At 60.5% G+C, this 19,305-nt stretch carries 16 protein-coding genes; 3 read left to right on the top strand and 13 right to left on the bottom strand.

Annotation, left to right across the window (positions count from 1 at the left end; genetic code table 11):
* Positions 1-21: 21 nt before the first annotated feature.
* Genes JQR87_RS06240 through JQR87_RS06215 form a run of 6 tightly spaced genes read right to left on the bottom strand, consistent with a single transcriptional unit; the run spans position 22 to position 6,103 of the window.
* Positions 22-1,704, bottom strand: coding sequence for a long-chain fatty acid--CoA ligase (locus JQR87_RS06240; RefSeq protein WP_407291608.1), 1,683 nt, complete (start codon positions 1,702-1,704; stop codon positions 22-24).
* A gap of 21 nt (positions 1,705-1,725) precedes the next feature.
* Positions 1,726-2,505, bottom strand: coding sequence for a 5'/3'-nucleotidase SurE (surE, locus tag JQR87_RS06235; protein ID WP_407291610.1), 780 nt, complete (start codon positions 2,503-2,505; stop codon positions 1,726-1,728).
* Positions 2,502-3,569: a phosphotransferase gene (locus JQR87_RS06230; protein WP_407291611.1), complete on the bottom strand. Its 1,068-nt coding sequence runs from the start codon at positions 3,567-3,569 to the stop codon at positions 2,502-2,504. The genes surE and JQR87_RS06230 overlap by 4 nt, the downstream gene beginning before the upstream one ends.
* A gap of 10 nt (positions 3,570-3,579) precedes the next feature.
* Positions 3,580-4,347: an SDR family NAD(P)-dependent oxidoreductase gene (locus JQR87_RS06225; RefSeq protein ID WP_407291613.1), complete on the bottom strand. Its 768-nt coding sequence runs from the start codon at positions 4,345-4,347 to the stop codon at positions 3,580-3,582.
* Between the two features lie 33 nt (positions 4,348-4,380).
* A complete protein-coding gene (locus tag JQR87_RS06220) occupies positions 4,381-5,592 on the bottom strand; it encodes an acyl-CoA dehydrogenase family protein (RefSeq protein WP_407291615.1) in 1,212 nt (403 codons plus the stop codon).
* Positions 5,585-6,103 carry a PaaI family thioesterase gene (locus JQR87_RS06215; RefSeq protein ID WP_407297806.1) on the bottom strand — a complete coding sequence of 173 codons (519 nt, stop codon included), beginning with the start codon at positions 6,101-6,103 and terminating at the stop codon, positions 5,585-5,587. Before JQR87_RS06215 ends, JQR87_RS06220 begins: the two co-directional genes overlap by 8 nt.
* A 435-nt stretch (positions 6,104-6,538) precedes the next feature.
* Between JQR87_RS06215 and dctP the strand changes: the two genes are divergently transcribed.
* From dctP to JQR87_RS06200, 3 genes are all read left to right on the top strand, one after another.
* A complete protein-coding gene (gene dctP, locus JQR87_RS06210; RefSeq protein ID WP_407291616.1) occupies positions 6,539-7,573 on the top strand; it encodes a TRAP transporter substrate-binding protein DctP in 1,035 nt (344 codons plus the stop codon).
* A 76-nt stretch (positions 7,574-7,649) separates the two neighbouring features.
* Positions 7,650-8,189 carry a TRAP transporter small permease subunit gene (locus JQR87_RS06205; protein ID WP_407291617.1) on the top strand — a complete coding sequence of 180 codons (540 nt, stop codon included), beginning with the start codon at positions 7,650-7,652 and terminating at the stop codon, positions 8,187-8,189.
* Positions 8,186-9,496, top strand: a complete 1,311-nt coding sequence (locus JQR87_RS06200; RefSeq protein WP_407291619.1) for a TRAP transporter large permease — start codon at positions 8,186-8,188, stop codon at positions 9,494-9,496. Before JQR87_RS06205 ends, JQR87_RS06200 begins: the two co-directional genes overlap by 4 nt.
* Before the next feature lie 103 nt (positions 9,497-9,599).
* On the opposite strand, the gene JQR87_RS06195 is transcribed toward JQR87_RS06200, so the two are convergent.
* The 7 genes from JQR87_RS06195 to JQR87_RS06165 all read right to left on the bottom strand — a co-directional run bounded on the left by JQR87_RS06195 (position 9,600) and on the right by JQR87_RS06165 (position 19,041).
* Positions 9,600-10,259 carry a Bax inhibitor-1 family protein gene (locus JQR87_RS06195; protein WP_407291620.1) on the bottom strand — a complete coding sequence of 220 codons (660 nt, stop codon included), beginning with the start codon at positions 10,257-10,259 and terminating at the stop codon, positions 9,600-9,602.
* A gap of 59 nt (positions 10,260-10,318) precedes the next feature.
* Positions 10,319-11,614: a flavohemoglobin expression-modulating QEGLA motif protein gene (locus tag JQR87_RS06190; RefSeq protein WP_407291621.1), complete on the bottom strand. Its 1,296-nt coding sequence runs from the start codon at positions 11,612-11,614 to the stop codon at positions 10,319-10,321.
* 223 nt (positions 11,615-11,837) lie between these two features.
* Positions 11,838-13,340: a lysine--tRNA ligase gene (gene lysS, locus JQR87_RS06185; RefSeq protein ID WP_407291622.1), complete on the bottom strand. Its 1,503-nt coding sequence runs from the start codon at positions 13,338-13,340 to the stop codon at positions 11,838-11,840.
* Between the two features lie 232 nt (positions 13,341-13,572).
* A protein-coding gene (gene prfB, locus JQR87_RS06180; protein WP_407291623.1) for a peptide chain release factor 2 occupies positions 13,573-14,668 on the bottom strand; the annotation gives its coding sequence in 2 pieces (ribosomal slippage) (positions 13,573-14,595 and positions 14,597-14,668; 1,095 coding nt in all).
* 155 nt (positions 14,669-14,823) lie between these two features.
* Positions 14,824-15,594 (bottom strand): tellurite resistance TerB family protein, encoded by a 771-nt coding sequence (locus JQR87_RS06175; RefSeq protein WP_407291624.1) that lies wholly within the window; start codon positions 15,592-15,594, stop codon positions 14,824-14,826.
* Positions 15,595-15,620: 26 nt separating this feature from the next.
* Positions 15,621-16,730 carry an NADH:flavin oxidoreductase/NADH oxidase gene (locus JQR87_RS06170; protein WP_407291626.1) on the bottom strand — a complete coding sequence of 370 codons (1,110 nt, stop codon included), beginning with the start codon at positions 16,728-16,730 and terminating at the stop codon, positions 15,621-15,623.
* A 214-nt stretch (positions 16,731-16,944) separates the two neighbouring features.
* Positions 16,945-19,041, bottom strand: a complete 2,097-nt coding sequence (locus JQR87_RS06165) for a molybdopterin oxidoreductase family protein (protein WP_407291628.1) — start codon at positions 19,039-19,041, stop codon at positions 16,945-16,947.
* Positions 19,042-19,305: the final 264 nt, after the last annotated feature.

The raw sequence follows: 19,305 nt of genomic DNA, 5'->3' as shown, positions 1-19,305 counted from the left end.
CTTGCAATCGCTTCGCTGCCGTCAGGCCTGCTCGGTGCCAGCAGCGTGTTTGCGGTTTTCTTCTTCCTGCAGCGCACGCCACATCAGTTTGCCGGTGGAAGAACGAGGCAGGGACGCGACGAACTCCACGTAGACAGGTGCCTTGTATGCGGCCATCTCGGCCTTGCACCAGTCGATGATGTCCTGCTCGCTGACCTGCGCTGCCTGCCCGTCACGCAGCACTACGCAGGCCTTGACCGTCTCGCCGCGCTTCGGATCGGGCCGCGAGATCACACAGCATTCCTGAATAGCCGGATGGCGGTACATCAAGCTTTCCACTTCTGAGGGCCAGACCTTGAATCCAGACGCATTGATCATTCGTTTGACCCGATCGACCAGGAAGAAGTAGCCCTCTTCATCGTAGTAGCCCATGTCGCCGGTGCGGAAAAATCGATGGCCGTCCAGTTGAATGAACGCGCGCTCGGTCTCTTCGGGGCGATTCCAGTAGCCCTGGAACAGCTGGGGCCCGCGGCTGATGATCTCCCCTATCTCATTGGGCCCGAGCTCCTGGCCGGTATTCAGATCGATGACGCGGCTGTCCACGTCGAACACCGGAATGCCGAGGCACTGTGGCTTGGGCTGCGGCACTGGATTGATGTGGGTGGCCGCGATGGTTTCGGAAAGCCCATAGCCTTCGATGTAGCGCAGGCCGGTAAGCCGATGCAGCTTCTCCTCCACCGCTTTGGGCATCGCAGCCCCGCCGCCGCCAACACTGACCAGACTGGACAGGTCATAGCGCTCCAGATCCGGATCGGACAGGAAGTCGATGGCCATGGTGGCGATGTTGACCCAGCCGGTGACGGCATGCCGCTCGATCAGTTGCGCCGCAACCTTGCGGTCCCAGCGAGTCATGATCACAGCGGTGCCGCCGTTGTAGATCGGCCCGCTCATGGCCCCCTGCATGCCCGTGACATGAAAGTACGGCAGTGTCGCGAGGATCACCGATTCGCTGGTGCTATGGGTCCATACGATGCGATGGATGATGGTCGCCATCGCCGAACGATGGGTGTGCATGCAGCCCTTGGGCGCGCCTGTGGTGCCGGAGCTGTAGGGAAATACACAGAGGTCGTCCGGGCCGGCCGTGTGTGGGCCGGGCTGGTGACCCGCCGCGATCGCCTCGCGCCAGGCGATGCCGCCGGGAAACGTCGGCGCGGCGACAGGCGCCTGCACTTCGGCCGGCAATGCCAGATCGGTGGGCTGCCGGACGTATTCCGAGTAAGCCGCCACGACGACATGACGCAACTGTGCGGTGCCGACCAGCGGAGAGATGAAGCCGGTGAGCTCCTGCCCGCACAGACACACGGCGGCGCTAGTGTCATGCAGGTAATGCTCAAGCTCTGCGCTATGGTTCATCGGGTTCACCGGGATCACCACCGCGTCCGCGCGCAGGATCGCGTAGTAGGCGACGGTGAACTGAGGCGAGTTCTGCATGTAGAGCAGCACTCGGTCGCCCTTGGCCACGCCCAGTTGCTGTAGATAGCCGGCCAGAGCCTCCACTTCGCTCAACAGTTCGGAGTAGGTAATCAAGGTGTCGTAGAAAACAATCGCCGTCTTACCCGGGAAGCGACGCGTGGAGATCTCCAGATTGGTGAACAGGCTGGTTTCCGGCACGCTCAGGTGCTTGGGCAGATCCTCAGGCCAGACCGCATGATGACGAGTGAACATTACTGAACTCCTGGATCGCAATTACAGGGCCAGGTCGGCCATGGCCCTTTCTTCGCCCCACTCGAGCCAGGGCCGGGTGTCGCGCAAGGGTGTGATAGCGATGCGTTTTTCACGCAGCGCAGCGACGTCGGCCTCAGGGGCGACGATATGGGCAGACGAATGCTCGAAGCCGAGCCACCAGTACGGCAGGCCACGGCCGTCTCGCCCCGCCTGCAGACGCGGACGGGCAATCGAACCGCGCGATTGCTGGGTCATCCGCAGGTGACTGACGGCGTCGACCGAGCACGCCGGGAAGTTCACATTCCAGCAGCAGCCGCCCTCACGACGCGCCCAAAGCGCTCGGATCACGGTTTCAGCATGGTTTTCGACACAGGACCAATCCATCCGCGCGCGATCGAGGAAGGCCTGGCTCAGCCCGATGGCCGGCAGGCCTAGCAGATCAGCACTGAGCACCGCACCAAGCGTGCCGGAGTAAGGCACAGAGTCGCCGATGTTGGCGCCGCTGTTGACGCCGGACAGCACCAGATCAGGCGGCGAATCCTGCAGCCACTCGGCCATGGCAAACATCACGCAGTCTGACGGCGTGCCGGAGACGGCGAAGCGCTGCGCTCCATGCTCATACACCCGCAACGGGGCGTGCACCGAAATGCCTTGTCCAGTGCCGCTCTGGTCATGCTCGGGCGCCACTACCCATACCTCATCAGCCAGCCGCGTCGCGATCCGCTCGAGCAGCGCCAATCCGGGCGCGGCGATGCCGTCATCATTGGTCAATAAAACGCGGCGTAACAACGGTGTGCTCATGCGGTACCCCCACTGCCATTCTGAGCGATCCGCCAGCCGGCCTCGGCCAACAAACCGGCGCGCTGGCCGACCTGCAACGCATCGGCATTGCTGGCGTTGCCCTGCAATGCCCGCGCATACACACCCTGAAGAATCGCCGCGAGCCGGAACAGCGAAAACGCCACGAACACATGCCAGTCGTCGATGCCGTCGCGCCCGCTCTTCAGGCAGTACCGTTGCAGCACCTCTGGCTCGGACGGTATGCCCTGAGACTGCAGGTCAATGCCCACCAACCCACGCAAGCCGTCCACACCGGCCGGCAAGTGGTACGGCAGACAGAAGTAGGCCAAGTCAGCGAGCGGATGGCCGAGGGTCGACAGCTCCCAATCAAGAATTGCCGCTACCCTCGGCTCCGCTGGATCGAAAATCAGATTGCCGAGGCGGTAGTCACCGTGGGCAATGGCGCATTCGTCGCGCTGTGGCACCTGCTCAGGCAACCACTGCATCAGCTGCTCCATGGCCGGCATATCACCCGTCCGGGACGCCTGATACTGGCCAGACCAGCGTTTCACCTGGCGGGCGAAATAACCCTGCGCCTTGCCAAAATCGCCAAGGCCCACCGCCTCGACGTCGACCTGATGAATCTCGGCGAGCGTCTCGATGGCAGCCATATGGATCGGCCGGCGTTCGGCTGCGGTCAGGTCTTTCAGGGCCGGATGGCTGAAGATTCGTCCGTCCACATGATCCATCAGATAGAACGCGGTACCGATGATGCTTACGTCTTCGCACAGCAGGTGTACCCGCGGCACCGGAACCGAGGTGTGCTCGGACAGGGCCCGGATCACCGTGTATTCGCGCTCGACCATGTGCGCAGACGGCAGCACCTTGCCTGGCGGTTTCTTGCGCAGCACGTAACGGCGACCGGCGCTTTCCAACAGGTAGGTGGGGTTGGACTGGCCACCCTGGAACTGGCGGATCACAACGTCATCGCCCATCTGCGGTAGGAGCTGGCGCAGGTATCGGATCAGCGCAGCCTCATCGAATCGATGCGCGGGCAGGACGTCGATCAGTTCGGGTTCGTTCATCGCCGCGCCCTCAGCATGCGGTTTCGCCGCCATCGGCCACGATCACCTGGCCGGTGATGTAGGCGCTGGCGGGCGCGGCGAGAAAGACCGCCAGCCCGGCAATATCCACTGGCTCACCGATACGGCGCAGCGGGGTTTTCTCCGCCGCACGACGGACGCGCTCGGGATCGTCGAGCAGCGCCTTGGCGAAATCGGTACGCACCAGCCCCGGCGCGATGGCGTTCACGCGGATGCCCTTGGGGCCCCACTCCGCCGCCAGATTGCGTGCCAGTGCCGCTTCCGCCGCCTTCGACACCCCGTAGGTGCCGATCACGGTATTGCCGCGCAGTCCGGCAATGCTGGAGAGCATGATGACCGCGCCTTCGCCACGCTCGGCCATCTGCGGGAGGACCATGTTGGACAGCCAGAAGGTGCCCTTGACGTTGGTGTCCATGATCTTGTCCCAGGCGTCGTCGGTCAGCTCGCTGGTGGGGCCATAGACCGGATTGGTGGCGGCGTTGCAGACCAGCACGTCGATTCGCCCCCAGGTTTGCAGCGTTGTATCGACCAGGCGCTGCAAGTCCTCTTTGCGGCCTACGTGGCAAGGCACGGCGATCGCATCGAATCCTGCGCCCTTGAGCTCGGCGGCAACCGCTTCACAGGCATCGGCCTTACGGCTCGATATCACTACGCGCGCGCCGCAGCGGGCCATTTCTTCGGCAATGGAACGACCGATACCGCGGGTGGAGCCGGTGATCAGCGCCACTTTTCCGGACAGGTCGAATAACGGATTGGTCATCGGACGGCATCCTTTTTGTTGTTTTGTCGGAGCTCAGTGCTTGCTGGCGTAGTTTTTCAGTTCCAGTTTGGCGATGGTGTCCAGGTGCACCTCGTCAGGGCCGTCGGCCAATCGCAGGGTGCGTTGATGTGCCCAGGCCGCCGCCAGGAAACTGTCCTGGCTGACACCTTTGGCACCGTGAACCTGAATCGCGCGGTCCAGTACACGCAACGCCATGCTTGGCGCCGCCGCTTTGATCATCGCAATCTCCTGCCGCGCCACCTTGTTGCCGACGGTATCCATCATGCGCGCCGCTTTCAGCGTCAGCAGGCGGGTCTGCTCGATTTCGATGCGCGAACGCGCGATGTCCTTGCGAACCGAGTCGAAGTCGGCCAACGGCTTGCCGAAAGCAACACGGGAATGCACCCGCTCGCACATGGCCTGCAAGGCCCGCTCGGCCACGCCAATGGTGCGCATGCAGTGATGGATTCGGCCCGGACCGAGCCGACCCTGGGCGATCTCGAAGCCGCGACCTTCACCGAGCAGCATGTTGCTCGCGGGCACACGTACGTTGTTGTAATGGATCTCGGCATGGCCATGAGGGGCGTGGTCGTAACCGAAGACGTTGAGCGCACGGATGATCTCGACGCCTGGGGTGTCCAGCGGCACGAGGATCATGGACTGTTGCCGGTGCCGTTCTGCCGCTGGGTCGGTTTTGCCCATGACGATGGCGATCTTGCAGGTGGTGGTCATTGCGCCTGACGACCACCACTTCTTCCCGTTGATGACATATTCATCGCCTTCGCGACGTATCTCGCAAGCGATGTTGGTGGCATCGGAAGACGCGACCTCGGGCTCGGTCATGGAGAAGCAGGAGCGTATCTCACCGTTGAGCAGCGGCTTGAGCCACTGTTCCTGCTGTTCTGGCGTTCCGTAGCGTGCCAACACTTCCATGTTGCCGGTATCCGGTGCGGAGCAGTTGAACACTTCAGCGGCCACATGCGAGCGGCCCATGATTTCACAGAGATGGGCGTACTCGACGTTCGTCAATCCGGCGCCGTGTGCACTCTCTGGTAGAAACATATTCCACAATCCCTGCGCTCGGGCTTTGGCTTTCAGCTCTTCGAGGATCGGCGGTGGTGCCCACCGGTTGCTGGCGGTAGCGACCTGCTCATGGAACACATGCTCGTTAGGATAGATATGCGCATCCATGAACGCCGTGAGCTGTCGCTGGAGATCAAGTGCCTTTCCGGTCAGTTCATACATCGCCGTTTTCCTTTTTGTTGTTCTGTGTAGGGAAATCCATCGGGACGCCCTGAGGCTGCTCGCTGCCAGAGCGAAGGCGAAAGGTCGCTTCGCCGATTGCCAGCAGGCGATCTTCGCTGTCGCGTATCTCTCCCGAGCTGTTGAATATCCGGCTACCGCCAGCACGTCGTCGGCCGACGGCGCGCACCACACCGCCCGAACATTGCCCGGTAAAGGTGGTGTTGAGCACCAGGGTAACGGCCTTGCGCACCCTTCCCGGATAAGGGCAATAGGTCCCAGCCTCTGCCAGCACGACATCCAACAGCGCTGTCATCACGCCGCCGTGGAGCACGCCGGCCATATTCAGGTGACAGGGTTGGACATCCAGCTCGATGACAGCTTCGTCTTCAGTCCAGGACACTTGACGATAGCCAAGCACCTGATGAAAGCCAGGCAGATCCTTGCCACCACTGAAAGGCAGATGACTGGGCTGGCTGGCATCACCGGGCAGATCGGTCCCCAGCCCGCTCATCGTGACTGTACCGGGCACAGCAAATCCGCGTTTAGGCCGGAGCCTGGATGTTGCGTCTGGGTTTTTCCCGCAAGGAAGCGCATGGCGAGTCCTCTCGATTATTGTTGTGGCGAGTCCTCTCCCTTTGAAGCTGGCATGCCTTAAACATCGCGTCAATTCGAAATTCAGTTCCATCATGCAGAATTATGACGACCCACAAACAGAACCGTCTAAGCTCAACCAGGACTCTGCTGACAGGCACTAGCCGACACGCGAAGCCCAATCGATAGTCGAACGAGGCCCGCGATAGCCTTCTGCTAGCGCTTGAAAAAGCCTTGCGCTATGTTAGTTTTCAAGCATCTTTGCAGAAACTAGTTTTGCTGTGCGAAACAAACGGCGAGATTAAGCGGCACCCAGATGGCCCGCAGCCAGACAATTACAACAAGAGGACGCGTTATGAAATCCATACTAAAGAAGCTGCTCGTTCCCGCCGGCCTGCTTGCGCTGGCGGTTTCGGCAACCGCTCCGCAGATGGCCATCGCACAAGACGTCACCAAGTGGCGGGTGCAATCTCATTGGCCGAGCGCCAGTAGTTCCTATCAAGACAGCCTCGTCAGGCTCAAGAATGAAATCGAACGGCGCACCGATGGTCGTCTGGAGTTGCAGCTGTTTGAATCCGGCGCCCTGTTCAAGCCACAGGAAACCTTCAATGCCGTCAGCCGCGGCATCGTTCAGATGGGCACCATCTCCCCCGGTTATGCGCAGGACAAGATGACCCTCGCCGGCATTGCCTCCGGGCTGCCCTTCGCCTTCCAGAATGTCTGGGAGGCCGCGTATTTCCATAAGCAGATGGGCTTCGAAGACATGCTCCGCGAGGAAGCGGCGAAGCACGGTGTGTATTGGTCGACCGACAAGGTTTATCCAACCGAAATGGTGGTCAAGAATCCGATCAACAGTTGGGAGGATTTCACCAAGCTGAAGATCCGCTCATCCGGGGCGCTGCAGAAATTTCTCGACGAGGCCGGCGCCTCCACTACCTATCTGCCTGGCGGCGAACTGTATCCGGCGCTCGATACCGGCGTAGTCGACGGTGCCCACTGGGGCGCGGTCCAGGGCGCGGCGAGCATGAGCTTCTATGAAGTGGCGAAAAATCATGTGCGGCCGGCACTGAACATTGCCGGCACTGACGTGATCATCATCAGCCAGAAGGCGCTGGACAAGCTGTCCGAGCGCGACCAGGAAATCGTCAAACAGATTCTCGACGAGCAATTCTGGTACCGCACCAATGAGTATCTGTACCAGGAACAAATCGCGTTGCAGAAGGCCATGAAAGAACAGGACGTGAAGGTCAACGTATTGCCTGAAGACGTTCAGGCACGGCTCCGCGAAGTCGCCAAGAAAACCTGGGAAGAAGAAGGCAAGCGCAGCGACAAGTCGGCCGAAGCCTTGCAGAAGCTGAAAACCTTCCTCAGTGACCTCGGCTACCAGTAACCCCCTAGCCTGACCCACCCCCGAAGCGGTCGCGTCGGGGGTGCGATTCGCTCAACCTTTGCTCGTGGGGCCAGTCATGCGCCTGATCCATGCCTACATCAACGGCATCACCCGGCTCAACGAATTCATGGGCCGCTGGGTGGCCTATCTGATCTTTCTCATCTTCGCGCTGTTGCTGCTCGAAGTGTTCATGCGCTATCTGTTCTCGAGCCCCACATCCTGGACCAATGAACTTGGACAAATGCTGTTTGGCGCCTATGTGGTGTTGTCAGGCGGCTACGTCATGGCGCACCGCGATCACGTCAACGTGGACCTGCTCTACGCCTCCTTCAGTCCTCGTACACGCGCCTGGGTCGATATCTTCACCTCGAGCATGTTTTTTCTGTTCATGGCTGCGCTGCTGTATTTCGGAAGCTCCATGGCGTGGGAGTCAGTTCAGGGTATGGAGACCTCTTATTCCGCCTGGAACCCACCGGTCTGGCCGATCAAGGCGATGATTCCGCTCGGCACCTTGCTGCTGTTGCTGCAAGGCATCGCCAAGCTGCTGCAGGACATCCTCATAGCGGTGGGACGTGAATCAGGCGACAACACCAGCCACGCGGGGGATGCGCAATGAGCATCGAAATCACCACGTTGCTGTTTTTTCTCACGCTGATCTTCTTTCTCGTTCTTGGCCTACCGCTGGCCTTCGTGCTTGGCGGTGTCTCGGTGCTGTTTCTGTATTTCACATGGGGCGTGGACGCGTTCTACATGGTCGCCTCGCAGATGTGGGGCACCATGGAAAGCTTCACGCTGGTGGCTATACCGCTGTTTGTGTTCATGGCCATGCTGCTGGAACGAACCGGCGTGGCGCGCGACCTCTATCGCATGATGCACCTGTGGTGTGGCGGTATGCGTGGGGGGCTGGCAATCGGCACGCTGGGCATCTGCGCGGTGTTCGGCGCCATGGTCGGCATCAGCGGAGCTGCGGTCGTGGCGATGGGCACCATTGCCCTGCCGGCGATGCTCGAACGCGGTTACGACAAACGCATGGTGCTCGGTTGCATCAACACCGGCGGAGGCTGGGGCATCCTGATACCGCCGAGCATCATGATGATCCTGTACGCAATGATCAGTGGTCAGTCTGTCGGCAAGATGTTCGCGGCTGGCGTCCTGCCGGGTCTGTTACTGGTTGGGCTGACGGTCACCTACGTGCTGGTGCGTTCTTTCCTGCAACCTCATCTGGCCCCCGCCCTGCCGAAGGAAGAACGCGGCAGCTGGGGTGAGAAACTGCGCGCGGTACGCGCCGTGCTGCTGCCCATCGGCATTGTGGTCATGGTGCTCGGCTCGATCATTGGCGGTTTGACGACCCCGACCGAGGCCGCCGCCATGGGTGTATTCGGTGCGCTGATCTCCGCTGCCGTCTATCGCAAGCTCAACTGGCCGATCCTGCAGGAAGCGGCCATTCGCACCTTTAAATTGACTGGCATGATCGCCTGGATCCTGTTCGCGGCTCACGCGTTCAGCTCGGCCTATCAGGGCATGGGCGCGCAGTCGCTGATCGAAGGGCTAATGATGGACCTTCCGGGTGGCCGCTGGGCCATCGTCATCTTCATGATGGCTATCGTGTTCGTCATGGGTATGTTGCTCGATCCGGTAGGCATCATGCTGATCACCCTGCCAGTGTTCTTGCCGATTGTCGCGTCACTCGGTTTCGATCCCATCTGGTTCGGCGTGCTCTTCGTGATCAACATGGAGATCGGTTACATGACGCCACCGTTCGGTTTCAACCTCTTCTATCTGAAAGGCATCGTGCCGCCCGGCATCACCATGAAGGACATCTACTGGTCGGTCATACCCTTCGTAATCGTCAACATCATCGGCATGGGCATCATCATGCTGTTCCCCGAGATTGCGACCTACCTACCGAACACGCTGTTCTGATCAAGCGGTGCTGAAATAGAAAAGCCGGAGCAGACGCTCCGGCTTTTCTCGTTGCAGCGAGCCCGACGCTATAGACCTGCCGACCGGGCTGCCCTTCCCGCGGCTACTTGCGGCCGAGGATACGCAGAATACGTATGAACAGGTTGATCATGTCCATATAGAGCGCCGCGGCGCTGTCGATGGCGTTATCCACGGTCTTCGGGATCCGGTTCGCCCGGCCCCAATCCACGCCGATATAGCCACAGAAGATTAAGACCACGATCCAATCTATGGCCCCATGACGAACACCCAGGATGAACATCTCGAACAACTCGATGACTATCACAGCCAGCAAAGCCACAGTAAGCGCACCGGCGATTCGTTCGAAGAACTGCGGAAACAGCGTGCCCGCCACCATCATCGCTACGGTAACCAACGCCGTAACGCGGATGGCCTCCTGAACCAGGTTGGCGTCATAGCGGCTGACCACCAGATTAACCACCAGTCCGAACGGCAAGACGACCAGATTGTAGCCAAGGAAGCTGATCCACGGCTGATTCGAGCGTTGAAACAGATAGATCCCTGCTAGGCAACAGGCAAAGTAACCGCCAAAAAACAGCAGAGGATCAATGCTGCGAATGGGTTCGACCGGAATGTGGACAACCATCCACCAGTTAACCAAGAAGCCCCAGCAGAGCGTGAGGCCGATGAGCAGGTTGTAAACGGCGGCAGATACCGTGCGATCCGTTACGTTCGGACGCCGAGCGAAGACCGAGTTTTCCATGTTTCATGCATCCTTGCTTGATAGTCATTGAGGCCAGCAGGCACTGTCCGGTGCCTGCGTTAAATTATATTGGCGTAATCCGCTTCGATCCGATCCAGGCTCAGGTGGTTGAGGAAGTTTGAGAAGCACATCCAGGCCGACAGCGCGTTCAGGTCCTGGAATTGCTGCGGCAGATACTTTGGCGGCACCACCATCCCCTCCTCCACCAATTGGCGCAGGGTACGCATGTCTTCCAGTGTGGTCTTGCCGCAGAACAACAGCGGGATCTGCTCCAGCTTGCCCTTGCGAACCGCCAGCTGGATGTAGTTGTAGATCATGATGAAGCCCTTCAGGTAGGACAGATCCTTGGTGAAGGGCAGACCGCCTGGCAGCGATCCACGGAAGACCCGGCTGGCGTTGCTGTAGCACTCGTCCGCGGCATAGCCCTCGTCACGGAAGAAGGCAAACACGTCAAGGAAGTCGGCGCCCTCTTCGGCCATGTGGATGGCTCGGGTACGGTTGGTGAGCTTACGCAGGCGGGTCGGGTAGGAGGCGAAGGCGATGACTTCCATCAGAATTGCCAGGCCTTCCTGGGTTACCGTCGACGACGGCGGGCCTTTGGCGAGGAAGGTGCAGATCGGCTGATTCTGCCCGTTGAGCGTGGTGCCGACGTGCACCAGCCCCTCGTGGACTTCCAGCGCCCGCACGTCACGCTCATTGAACATCGCATCACTGCGGATTTTGATGTAGTCGGCGCCGGCTGCGGCATCAGCCAGAATGCCATCGGACTCGAATACCCGAATAACGCCCTCACCCTCACCAAACACCAGGTCCAGGCGACGTTGCAGCATGTCGACCGCCTGCGGGGCGGTCAGTACCTTGGCTTCGTCTTTCAGGTCACCACGGTCGGCGATGTTGTTCAGGTAATCAGAGAGCATCAGGCCGAGGTCGGCCAACGTTGGGTCACCGGCGTGAAACGCATCCGATGCTGCACCGTACAGCTCCTGGGAGATCAGTCCGAAGTCGGCGGTGCCGCGCGCTTCCAGCATGCGGATCACCATCCGGTATTCCTTGCACATGCGACGCATGATCTGCCCGACCGGGTTGAACTGCCCCAGTTGTCGGGTGATGTCACGTTCGATGTTCTGGAATTCTTCTTTCTTGGCGCTGGAGTCAAAGGCCAGCGGTCGACCTTCGTAATAGGCACGATCGACCTTGGGCAGCTCGCGGCCCCCCGCTGCGAAGAAGCCTTGGCGGACATTGTCGTCCCACTTCACCGCATCGAGCACCCGCACCGGGGTTTGCGCCTCGACGATGCGGTCGGACAAGCCGCGCACCGTGAGCTGATATTCGTCCAGGTTGTTACGGCTGTTCATCCGTACCTCGTCAGTGATGATCCGTAGCCTTGAGCTTTATACATCAGCGGACCGCCGTGATCCGTGTCCGGTTCGCAGACGGTGACCTCCGGCATGCAATGAGTGTCGGCAGCCATCGGCCGAACTGAACCCGTCTGAACAGGTTCGAGAGGAGACCGTACGCCTTGAGTGGCGTACGGCATGCAACCTGCCGCCAGGCAGCGCCGAGCGGCAAGTTCGCTTATCAGGCTTCAGGGCGCATGTGCGGGAACAGGATCACGTCGCGGATGGACGGCGAATTGGTCAGCAGCATAACCAGACGGTCAATACCGATGCCCTCCCCTGCCGTCGGCGGCATACCGTATTCCAGCGCACGGACGAAATCGGCGTCGAAATGCATCGCCTCGTCGTCGCCGGCGTCCTTGTCGCGGACCTGGGCGTGGAAGCGCTCGGCCTGGTCTTCAGCATCGTTGAGCTCGGAATAGGCGTTGGCGATCTCACGGCCGCCAATGAACAGCTCGAAGCGGTCGGTCACGCTCGGGTCGTCGTTGCTGCGGCGCGCCAGTGGCGAGACTTCAAACGGATAGCGGGTAATGAACGTCGGCTGTTCCAGCTTGTGCTCGACCAGCTCTTCGAAAATCATCACCTGCAGTTTGCCCAGCCCTTCGAAGCCCAGCACCTTGGCACCGGCCTTCTTCGCGATGGCGCGGGCGGTGTCGATGTCCTGCAGGTCTGCAGCGCTGATGTCCGGGTTGTATTTGAGGATCGAATCGAACACTGACAGCCGCGCAAAGGGCTCACCAAAGTGGAATACCTTGTCGCCATACGGGACGTCAGTGGTCCCGAGTATCAGCTGCGCGAGCTCACGGAACAGCGCCTCGGTCAGGTCCATGTTGTCTTCGTAATCGGCATAGGCCTGGTAGAACTCGAGCATCGTGAACTCGGGGTTGTGCCGGGTCGATACGCCTTCGTTACGGAAGTTGCGGTTGATCTCGAACACTTTCTCGAAGCCGCCGACCACCAGACGCTTGAGGTAAAGCTCCGGCGCGATGCGCAGGAACATCGGCAGGTCCAACGCGTTGTGGTGAGTCTCGAACGGTTTGGCCGCCGCGCCACCCGGAATGGTTTGCAGCATCGGCGTTTCGACCTCGAGGAAGTCGCGCTCATTGAGGAACTTGCGGATATGGGCAATCACCTGCGAGCGGACCCGGAAGGTGTGGCGGGTTTCTTCGTTGACGATCAGGTCAACGTATCGCTGGCGGTAGCGCTGCTCGGTATCGGTCAGCCCATGATGCTTGTCCGGTAGCGGGCGCAGCGACTTGGTGAGCAGGCGTACGCTGGTCATTTCGACGTACAGGTCGCCTTTACCCGAACGGGCCAGGGTGCCCTCGGCGGCGATGATGTCGCCCAGGTCCCAGGTTTTGACCGCGTCCAGCGTCTCAGCCGGCAGGGTTTTGCGATTGACGTAGACCTGGATACGGCCAGTCATGTCCTGGATAACCATGAAAGCGCCGCGGTTCAGCATGATGCGCCCGGCAACCTTGACCGGGATCGCCGCTTCAGCCAGCTCTTCCTTGGATTTGTCGGCGTACTTCTGCTGCAGGTCGTTGCAGTAGCAGTCGCGACGGAAGTCGTTGGGGAAGACGTCGCCTTTGGCGCGCTCGGCGGCCAATTTTTCCTTGCGCTGAAGGATCAGGCTGTTTTCTTCCTCTTGGATGGCGTGCTGGTTCAGCGGTTGTTCGCTCATGTCTTGATGGATCCTGGTTAGGCGTTCTTGCCTGTGTGAAAACGGTTAGCGCAGCAGGGGGGTAAAGCGTAGCGTGCGCGGGCTGGGCATAACGGAAAATGGCGAGGACGCGGATCAAAGTGTAAATGAGCACTGCTCATTACCTTCGCCTCTTCGGTCCGCCGTCCGGGCGTTTGGTGGCGAGCCACCGTCCGAGCCATTTCCATATGCTGCCTAGCCAAGCGCAGTCGCTTTACAGCCCCTGTTTCAGGCTGGCTTCGAGATACTCGTCTATATCTCCATCCAGCACCTTATCGCAGTCGCTGCGTTCAACGCTGGTGCGAAGGTCCTTGATGCGCGACTGGTCGAGCACGTAGGAGCGGATCTGGTGACCCCATCCGATATCGGACTTTGAGTCTTCCAACGCCTGGGACGCCGCATTGCGCTTCTGCATCTCCAGCTCGTACAACTTGGCTCGCAACATTTTCATGGCGGTGTCCTTGTTGGCGTGCTGGGAGCGCTCGTTCTGGCACGCCACCACCGTGTTGGTCGGCACGTGGGTGATACGCACTGCCGAGTCGGTGGTATTGACGTGCTGACCACCGGCTCCGGAGGAACGGTAGGTGTCGATACGCAGGTCCGACGGATTGATCTCGATGTCGATGTTGTCATCGATTTCCGGCGAAACGAATACCGCAGTGAACGAGGTGTGTCGACGATTGCCGGAGTCGAACGGACTCTTGCGCACCAGGCGGTGAACGCCAATCTCTGTACGCAGCCAACCGAAGGCGTACTCGCCCTTGATATGCAGGGTTGCGCCCTTGATACCGGCCACTTCGCCTTCGGACAGCTCGATGATGGTGGCATCGAAGCCGTGCTTGTCGGCCCAGCGCAGGTACATGCGCAGCAGCATGTTGGCCCAGTCCTGGGCTTCGGTGCCGCCGGAACCGGCCTGAATGTCGAGGTAGGCGTTGTTGGGGTCCATCTCGCCGCTGAACATGCGGCGGAATTCCAGCCCTTCGAGAATGCCGCGCAGACGGTCCAGTTCGGCCGCGACGTCGTCTACGGCGCCCTGATCGTCTTCTTCGACAGCCATGTCGAGCAGGTCGCGGGAGTCGGCCAATCCACCTTCGAGATCGTCGATGGTTTCGACGATCTGCGCCAGGGTTGCGCGCTCACGGCCCAGGTTCTGGGCGTATTCGGGATTGTTCCAGACGTTTGGGTCTTCGAGTTCGCGGTTTACTTCGACGAGACGATCATGCTTCTGATCGTAGTCAAAGATACCCCCGAATTGACTGGGTGCGGTCGGACAGGTCCTTGATGCTGTTGAGGATCGGGTTGATTTCCATAGGTCGGCAGCTCTCAATCGGACGTTGCGAAAAGCCGACGATTATAGCGCAGCAGGCTGCGGCTGACAGCCCACACGGGGACCATTGGCGAGGTAAATGTCAAGCAACGCGAAGATCCAACGGCAAAGGCGGCCGGCACGCCGCCTCGAGCGTCATTACACGGAAACGCCACGCACCTGGCTTTCCAGTTCGGCCTTCAGTTGCGCGTCGAGTTTCAACTGCCGGGCCAGCTCATCCAGATAGGCACGCTCCATGAACTGTTCCTCGTCTACCATCAGAACACTGGCGAGATACATCTCCGAAGCCATTTCCGGCGTGGTGGCAGCGGCTGCGACATCTACAGGGTCGAGCGGCTTGTTCAGCTCGGCTTCAAGCCAACGCTGTAACGCGGGATCGTCGGTGAGCTGAGCCAGTTCAGCCTCGATCATCTTCCGCTCCTGATCATCGACGTGACCGTCGGCTTTCGCCGCAGCGACCAGCGCCTTGAGGATGCCTCGGCTGTGCTCTTCGACCTGTTCCGGCGGCAGCCGGTCAACGGTTTTCGGCTCGGCCTGGGACGTGCCCGCCGTTGCCGCAGCACCTTGTTGTGCCTGTTGTGCCTGTTGTGCCTGCCAGTTGCCATAGGCTTTGTAAGCCAGCATGCCGAGCGCGGCCAAGCCACCGTAGGTGACGGCCTTGCCGCCCATACGACGACCGCTCCGGCTGCCTAGCAACATGCTTAACGCGCCGGTTGCCAAAGCCCCCTTGCCGCGACTGCCATCGCCGCCGAGAAGGCTACCCAATGGCCCACCTGCGCCTGAAAGCATGTCACCAAGCGAGCCACTGCTGCCCTTGGGAGTGCCTGGCCCCGCTACGGAATTCTGCTGCTTTTGTAGAAGGTCCTGCCCAGACTTGAGCAGTTGATCGAGCAAACTGGAGGTTTTCATGAGTTACCTGCTTACGAAGTGATGGACTAATCAAGCGAGTCAGGAACCTGCCGGATCGGCGTGTTGCGGTGGGCCGCACGCACATATTGGGCCGGCCAGGGCACCGAGCTGTCGCGCAAGTCTTCAGCGGCATGGAGCGGCCAGTACGGGTCTCGCAGCAGCTCTCGGGCGAGCAGGATAAGGTCGGCCTGGCCGGTGCGCAGGATATGCTCGGCCTGAACCGCTTCGGTGATCATCCCGACCGTGCCGGTCGCGATGCCGGCTTCACGCCGAACCTGCTCGGCGAACTGGGTCTGATAACCCGGCCCGACGGGTATCTCGGCGTTGACTGCCGTACCACCGGATGACACATCGATCAGGTCGACGCCCAATGCCTTGAGCCGTCGTGCCAGCTCGACCGTTTCTTCGGAATTCCAGCCATCCTGTACCCAGTCGGTGGCAGACAAGCGGACAAACAAGGGCAACTCTTCTGGCCAGACGGCCCTGACCGCCTCGGTCACTTCCAGCAACAGACGGATCCGGTTATCAAAGGACCCGCCATAGCCATCCTGCCGCTGGTTGGACAGCGGGGAAAGAAACTGATGCAGCAGGTAACCATGGGCGGCATGGATCTCGGCAACCTTGAAGCCAGCAGCCAGCGAACGCTCGGCGGCACGCACGAAAGCCTGGATGACCTCACTGATCCCTGCCTCGTCAAGTGCGGTCGGCACGGCATGCTCCGGATCGAAGGCAATGGTAGAAGGCCCGACCGGCGTCCAGCCACCCGCTGCGATAGGCACGCTGCCGTGCTTACCCAACCAGGGCTGCCAGGTGCTTGCCTTGCGACCAGCATGGGCCAGCTGAATTCCGGCTACGGAGCCCTGGGCATCGATGAATCGCGTAATGCGCCGCAGCGGCTCGACATGCTCGTCGGACCAGATGCCCAGGTCTTCTGGTGAAATCCGGCCATTGGCCGACACAGCTGTCGCCTCGATGATTACCAGGCCTGCCCCGCCCACAGCCCGACTACCCAGGTGGACCAGATGCCAGTCATTTGCCATGCCGGCCTTCGCCGAGTACTGACACATGGGCGACACGACGATGCGGTTCGGCAGCGTCAGCTGGCGGAGCGTGAACGGCTGGAAGAGTTGTGTCATGAAAACCTCGACTGCATGGGATGCGTTTTGGACATCCTTCAGTAGAGACTGTTTCGACAACTTTGTCCGGTCCAGGCCACGTGGGGCAGCGAATCGGTGACCGCGTGTTGCGGAAGATCGCCGCTCTGCGGGTCTGTCATGGAGCGGACAGACCCGAGCGTGGCCATGCTCAGTTGCGCTGCGTCCTGTGCCCTCGCCAGACGTATACCGGCGTTTAAGCTGCCTCTACCTCAACCGGTACGCCGTTGAGGACGGCATTCCCAGACAAGGCATCAAGCTGGCGGTCATCGGTAAGATCGTTGGCGCTGACGCCTGGCTGGCGATTGGCAATCTCCAGTTGCACCCCTGGGCGACCATGGCCCCAACCATGCGGCAGACTGACCACTCCAGGCATCATCTCGTCACTGACGGCCAGCTCGACTTCAATCATGCCGACCCGCGAGCGAACCCTCACGCGCTGGCCATCAAGCAGCCCGAGCCGGGCCAGATCGAGTGGATTCATCAATAGCTGATGACGCGGTTTGCCCTTAACCAGTCGGTGATAATTGTGCATCCATGAGTTGTTGCTGCGCACATGACGACGACCGATCAGCAGCAACTGATCGCTTTGCGGAGCGGAGGCAGAGGCAAAGCGCTGCACGTCCTGCAGAAACAGCGATGGTGCCGCCTGGACCCGCTGATTGGCGGTCTTCAGCCGGCTGGCAAGGTTGGGTTTGAGCGCCCCTAGATCGACACCATGCGGGAAGTCACGCAGCCTAGCGAGGCTCAAGGTCAGCTCGCTCCCGTCACCATATTGGCCAGCACGCAGCCCCATGTCGATCATCTGCTCAGGTGAGACGGTCGGCTTGAGATCGCCACCGGTACGCGCTGCGAACGCCTGCGCCAGCCCAACGAAGATTTCCCAGTCATGCAAGGCGCCAGTTGGTTTGGGCAGGACCGCCTCGTTGAACCGGGTGACGTTGCGCACGGCAAACAGGTTAAAGGTGGTGTCGTAGTGATCATGCTCAAGCGGCGCGGTTGGGGGCAGGATCAGGTCGGCGTAGCGCGTGGTTTCATTGATGTAGAAATCAACGCTGAGCATGAACTCGAGGCCGTCGAGCGCTTGTTCCAACTGACGACCATTCGGCGTCGACAGGACTGGATTGCCCGCCACGGTAACCAGTGCACGAACCTGACCCTCGCCTTCGGTGAGCACCTCCTCAGCCAGCGCCGAGACGGGCAACTCGCCGCCGTATTCGGGAAGCCCCGACACCCGGCTCTGCCAGCGATTGAAGTGCCCGCCCGATGTGCTCGCCACCAGATCCACCGCCGGTTCGGTGCACAGCGTTCCGCCTACACGATCCAGGTTTCCAGTAACCAGGTTGATTGACTGCACCAGCCATTGGCATAGCGTGCCAAATGCCTGGGTCGATACACCCATGCGACCGTAACAAACTGCACTGTCCGCAGCGGCGAAATCACGTGCCAGCCTGCGAATCTGCTCGGCTGGAATGCCACAGCGCAGGCTCATCGCTTCGGCTGTGAACGGCGCCACAGCCGCGCGGAGTTCGTCCAGGCCATCCACCGGTAGATGGCTGACTCGGGTCAGTTGTTCCTCGAACAGCGTGTTGAGCAGCCCGAAAAGCAGCGCCGCGTCCTCACCTGGGCGAACGAACAGATGCTGGTCGGCGATGGCGGCGGTTTCGCTGCGGCGCGGATCGACCACAACCAGCTTGCCGCCCCGTGCCTGCACGGCCTTGAGGCGCTTTTCCACATCAGGGACGGTCATGATGCTGCCATTGGAGGCCAACGGATTACCACCCAGTATCAACATGAAGTCGGTGTGATCGATATCGGGAATCGGAATCAGCAACCCGTGGCCATACATCATCAGACTGGTCAGATGATGCGGCAGCTGATCGACCGATGTCGCCGAGAAACGGTTGCGTGTCTTCAGCTGACCGAGAAAGTAATTGCTGTGCGTCATCAACCCATAGTTATGCACGCTGGGGTTGCCCTGATAGACCGCTACGGCATTGTTGCCGTGACGCGCGCGGATGTCCGCCAGACGCTCGGCCACCAGCGCAAAGGCATCGTCCCACTCGATGGCCTGCCACTCGCTGCCGACACGGCGCATCGGATGACGCAGACGGTCCGGGTCGTTCTGAATGTCCTGCAGCGCGACCGCCTTGGGACAGATATGGCCGCGGCTGAAGCTGTCTTCCGGATCGCCCTTGATGGAAACGATCTGCTCATCGCGTGTTTCGATGGTAAGTCCACAAATGGCTTCGCACAGGTGGCAAGCACGGTGATGCCGAGTCGTTTCGCTCATCGCAGGCTCCGGAGAATCGTTCTTGTAATCCGACCACTCTAGGCCGGACCCGGGCGGGTGCCAATGAATTGCAGTGCGGCAAATAGGAGCCGATTCAGATAACCAATCTTGCCAAGGCAGCCTGTAGGGCTTGGGAGCTAATCAGCGTTTTTGACGAACCTAACTCAACACGCCACAGCAAGCTGGGATCAGCGAGGCCGAATCGAGCCGCAGCCCTTGTAGGAGCGAGCTTGCTCGCGATCAAGACCTCCGCGTAGCTGCCGA

It is taken from the genome of Stutzerimonas stutzeri (assembly GCF_051028275.1).
Classification (GTDB): domain Bacteria; phylum Pseudomonadota; class Gammaproteobacteria; order Pseudomonadales; family Pseudomonadaceae; genus Stutzerimonas; species Stutzerimonas stutzeri_AS.
This window is presented reverse-complemented; position numbering and strand designations above follow the sequence as displayed.